General features: G+C 32.7%; 5 protein-coding genes. 4 read left to right on the forward strand and 1 reads right to left on the reverse strand.

What is annotated here, in order from left to right; translation table 11 throughout:
• Positions 1–447: 447 nt before the first annotated feature.
• Positions 448–1596 carry a replication initiation factor domain-containing protein gene (locus E4U91_RS35380; protein WP_137311184.1) on the forward strand — a complete coding sequence of 383 codons (1149 nt, stop codon included), beginning with the start codon at positions 448–450 and terminating at the stop codon, positions 1594–1596.
• 274 nt (positions 1597–1870) lie between these two features.
• Here E4U91_RS35380 and E4U91_RS35385 read toward each other — a convergent pair whose 3' ends face one another.
• Positions 1871–2350 carry a hypothetical protein gene (locus E4U91_RS35385; protein ID WP_137311185.1) on the reverse strand — a complete coding sequence of 160 codons (480 nt, stop codon included), beginning with the start codon at positions 2348–2350 and terminating at the stop codon, positions 1871–1873.
• A 258-nt stretch (positions 2351–2608) separates the two neighbouring features.
• Here E4U91_RS35385 and E4U91_RS35390 point away from each other — a divergent pair, with 258 nt between their 5' ends.
• The 3 genes from E4U91_RS35390 to E4U91_RS38715 all read left to right on the forward strand — a co-directional run.
• The gene (locus tag E4U91_RS35390; protein ID WP_137311186.1) at positions 2609–2890 is read left to right on the forward strand and encodes a hypothetical protein; all 282 of its coding nucleotides are present in this window, start codon (positions 2609–2611) and stop codon (positions 2888–2890) included.
• Positions 2891–2900: 10 nt separating this feature from the next.
• On the forward strand, positions 2901–3233 hold the full coding sequence (locus tag E4U91_RS35395) for a hypothetical protein (RefSeq protein WP_137311187.1): 333 nt from the start codon (positions 2901–2903) through the stop codon (positions 3231–3233).
• 31 nt (positions 3234–3264) lie between these two features.
• The coding region (locus E4U91_RS38715) for a hypothetical protein (protein ID WP_206666939.1) at positions 3265–3494 on the forward strand (230 nt) is incomplete at its 3' end.

The raw sequence follows: 3494 nt of genomic DNA on the forward strand, positions 1-3494 counted from the left end.
TAGACGAACTCGACATTTTATCATTCTGTGGAATGTTGAAAGTCGTAAGACCTTTTAACATGGAGACAGAATCCAACAAACGAGCGCAGCTTGTTTGTTTAAATAGCCATATTGAAAATTTATGTTATAATAAAAAAAAGACATTGACGGCAATCAATGACTTTTGGGATTGATAAAGAATCAAATTCAATTTGTAAATAGATTATATCAAAAGTATTTAAAATAAGCAATCGTAAGACCCGGGGATTTCCCCGGGCATACGGTTAGTAATACGTATGTTTCTAGCAGTAGTGAAAAACTTGTAAAGCATTGATACTATTGAGGTTAGAGCACTTTTAGAACTCGAAATTTTGGAGCAAAAAGTAGTACTCTAAACAGAGTAATTTTTGATATAAAAAAAGCTAATGATTCTTAAAATCCCTCAAAAAAAATGAGAGGATTTTTGTTTTGGATAAAAGAATAGAGTTAAGAGTTGACCAATTATCATTTACATTTAAATTTGATAATGAAGAGGTTAACTCGATTGAGCATAGCCAACGTTGTAAAAGCATGATTAGAAAGATAATCAATGAATTTTACTTGATGGACATATTTGTTTCTTGCGAAGAAATGCAAGGACGGAACGGATATTCAGACGGGAAACGGTTTGTTACTAACAATAGCGAGATGATGAGTTTTGCTTACAGTTCAAAGAGTCAAAACATGGGAGTATTTTTTGAGTTAAAAGCTACTGGTTTCGAGCAATTGTTAGCAGTAACTGGAATGGATTTCCCTGCATTTATGGAGAAATTGAATAGTCTGACTGAGAGAGAATCTTTTCCAGGGCAATGGAAAATGACACGTTATGACGTGGCTGCAGATTTGTTTAATTATGGAATCGATTTGAACAAAATCAATAACAAGATTTTGAAAGAGAATCTAAAATTTAAGCAGCTATCGAGACGAGGAGACGGGACAAAAAGAAATTTCATTGATAAGGTTTTGAATCTTGATGAGAAAATAAAACACGTTGGAACAGGTCAAAATATTGAGACTCTCTACGTTGGAACGAGAAAAGGAAAATCCGCATTTCTGCGATTTTATAACAAGTTCATCGATGTAGTAGAGAAAGGCAAAAAACAAGAGGAAGATTGTTTTTCTAGCGACTGGTACAGATATGAAATTGAGTTGAAATTTGATTCAACGAGTGGAACGAGTTTCTTTCAAGCAGTATCACAAGTCAAGACAGAGGAAGAATTTAAAGCATTTAATGCTACACAAATTATAGACAATTATCGACTTGTAACAAAGCAAGGGAATGATGTTCCATTCATTGCAGACATTGCCAAGATAGCAAAGAACGGGCAATTTGGATATATTTCACCGAACGAATCAAGAACATTTGATTTGGAGAGTAGCAAGGATTATTTTATAGCTGGCAAGTCTGGTCTACAATCATTATTGTATAGAATCAGAATGACAGAGGGAAGGGATGCTGTAATAGCGTTTCTTAGTGATATTATGTATTATCAAGATGAACATTATAGACCAACTGAAAAGGATAGTCTATATTTGAGGCAACTTGATAGTCATAACACCTTCTCAGAGCGAAAATAAGCGATTCTGAGCGATATTTTGTTTTTGTTGTATTATTTATCTATTCTTGGATAAAACGTGCTTAGAGGGGCTTATATTGCGATATAACACCCCTTAAAACGAGCGAGAGGAAAGAGTTGCTTTCCTCTTTTTCTATTTGTAGAATCTGGCAATCGGTCACGAAGTGCAGCCACTGGGGTGGCTGAGATTGACAATGAGAGTTTGACGGATTACGTCATTGAGGACGCCCGGCGTCCGAACATAAAAAAGACAACGGGGATCCGTTGTTCTTTTTTTATGAGTATAATTTGTTGCACATTCTAGTGATATATTCTTTTCTTGAGTTATCTTTAGATAATTCTAATTGAAGTTCTAGCAATGTTTTAAGTTCAGTTTCATCAGAGATAACATCATCTTTCTCGTCAATAAATTCAGCAAATACTTTGTCTAATTTATTAAATTCTTTTCTAATAGCTTTCATGAAAAATGAGTAAGATTTTTTGTATTTTGATTTCCCTTTTTCCATTAAGTCTTTATAAGATTTAGTTTCAATGATAGCGTCAAGAGGGACAATATATCTTTCAATTGAATCATCTGATTCAATTTTGTAGTTTGGAAGTCCTTGAACATTATATCCAAATAAGTCTCGTTTAAATTCTCCATTTCCAAGGTAAGTCATGATTTCCAAATCAGAAGAAGAATTGGTTTTAAGAATGTATTTCTCCCGTGGGATAGCATAGTTATTTTCTTCGTTACAGTATGATAGTTTTAGCATATATAAATGCTCCTTTCTTAAGTTTTTATTGATTATTTAACTGTAAGAAGATTTTATCATTTATTGCCAAAGAAGTCAAGCTAAACTTTATATTATACAATAAATAGATAATTTTGTCAACACTATATAAAAAACAGTGAAATCCGTTGGGAGAGTAAGGATTTAGGGATTTTATAAGCAATTTTATTAAAAAATATTATTGGACAAAATGAAAAAATGTGTCCAATTTTATAAAAAAGTTTTAAAATTTTTTGCTGATTGATTCAAATCTTCATAAATGACGATATAACAGAAAAGCTGTTTCTGATATTAAATGTGATTAAAAATAAAGAAGGTGTTAAGATGAATTATTTTTTCTATGAAGTGGAACACTTCTACAAAGATGGCGGTCCGTCATGGACTGTCACAATGCAATTTCCCGAAGAAATGAGGGGAGAGGTTGAGAGTTATTTCTCAAATGGCCGTACCATTAAAGAGACTGATTCAGATTGGGAATTAGGTCAACAATGGGAACAACAATATTTTTATAAAAAAGGATAGGTACATAATCATGAAATCATTAAATACAGAAACAATTAAATATTTTATTGGCGATAAATTTTATTTCTTCAAAGCAGCTGAAAACTTCTTGTATAAAGACGGAAAGAGAACAGAAGAAGTAGACGGAATCAAAGTAATGATTTACGGAAACGAAAACCCAGGAGAATTCTATGTAGTTAAAGTGGCTGGAACATTGGAAGATGTAAAAGGATTTGCAGTTCATACTCCAGTAGTATTTGACAATTTAACTGGTAGATTCTGGGCTAAGAGAAACGGAAATTTTGTAACAGTTGAGTTAAGCATGAAAGCAGATGGCATTACCCCTGAATTTAATTTAAAGTAAGGGGGTAATAGTCATGTGGCATAAAACACGGTTGAAAAAGCTTAAGAAAGGATTGGTTTTGAGTGCTTACAAAAACAGTCCTTTGATTAGGCAAAGAATGAAATATTTTCTACAAGTCAATGAATTGTACAAAGTAGAAGAACAGAAACTAAGAGTAAATGACAACAACGTAGTTGGTGGAAAATCAGAGGTTCAGTATAGTTCTGAAATCTCTTGGAAGAAAGAAAAGAATGAGTATGGCGATGTTATTCTAATTGTTAG

This window comes from Streptomyces lasalocidi (assembly GCF_005280215.1).
Taxonomy (GTDB): Bacteria; Actinomycetota; Actinomycetes; order Streptomycetales; family Streptomycetaceae; genus Streptomyces; species Streptomyces longwoodensis.

What these genes read in the sequence shown, in the direction of transcription:
- E4U91_RS35385 (WP_137311185.1), bottom strand. Translation starts at nt 2,350, where the DNA reads ATGCTAAAACTATCATACTGTAACGAAGAAAATAACTATGCTATCCCA.
- E4U91_RS35395 (WP_137311187.1), top strand. Translation starts at nt 2,901, where the DNA reads ATGAAATCATTAAATACAGAAACAATTAAATATTTTATTGGCGATAAA.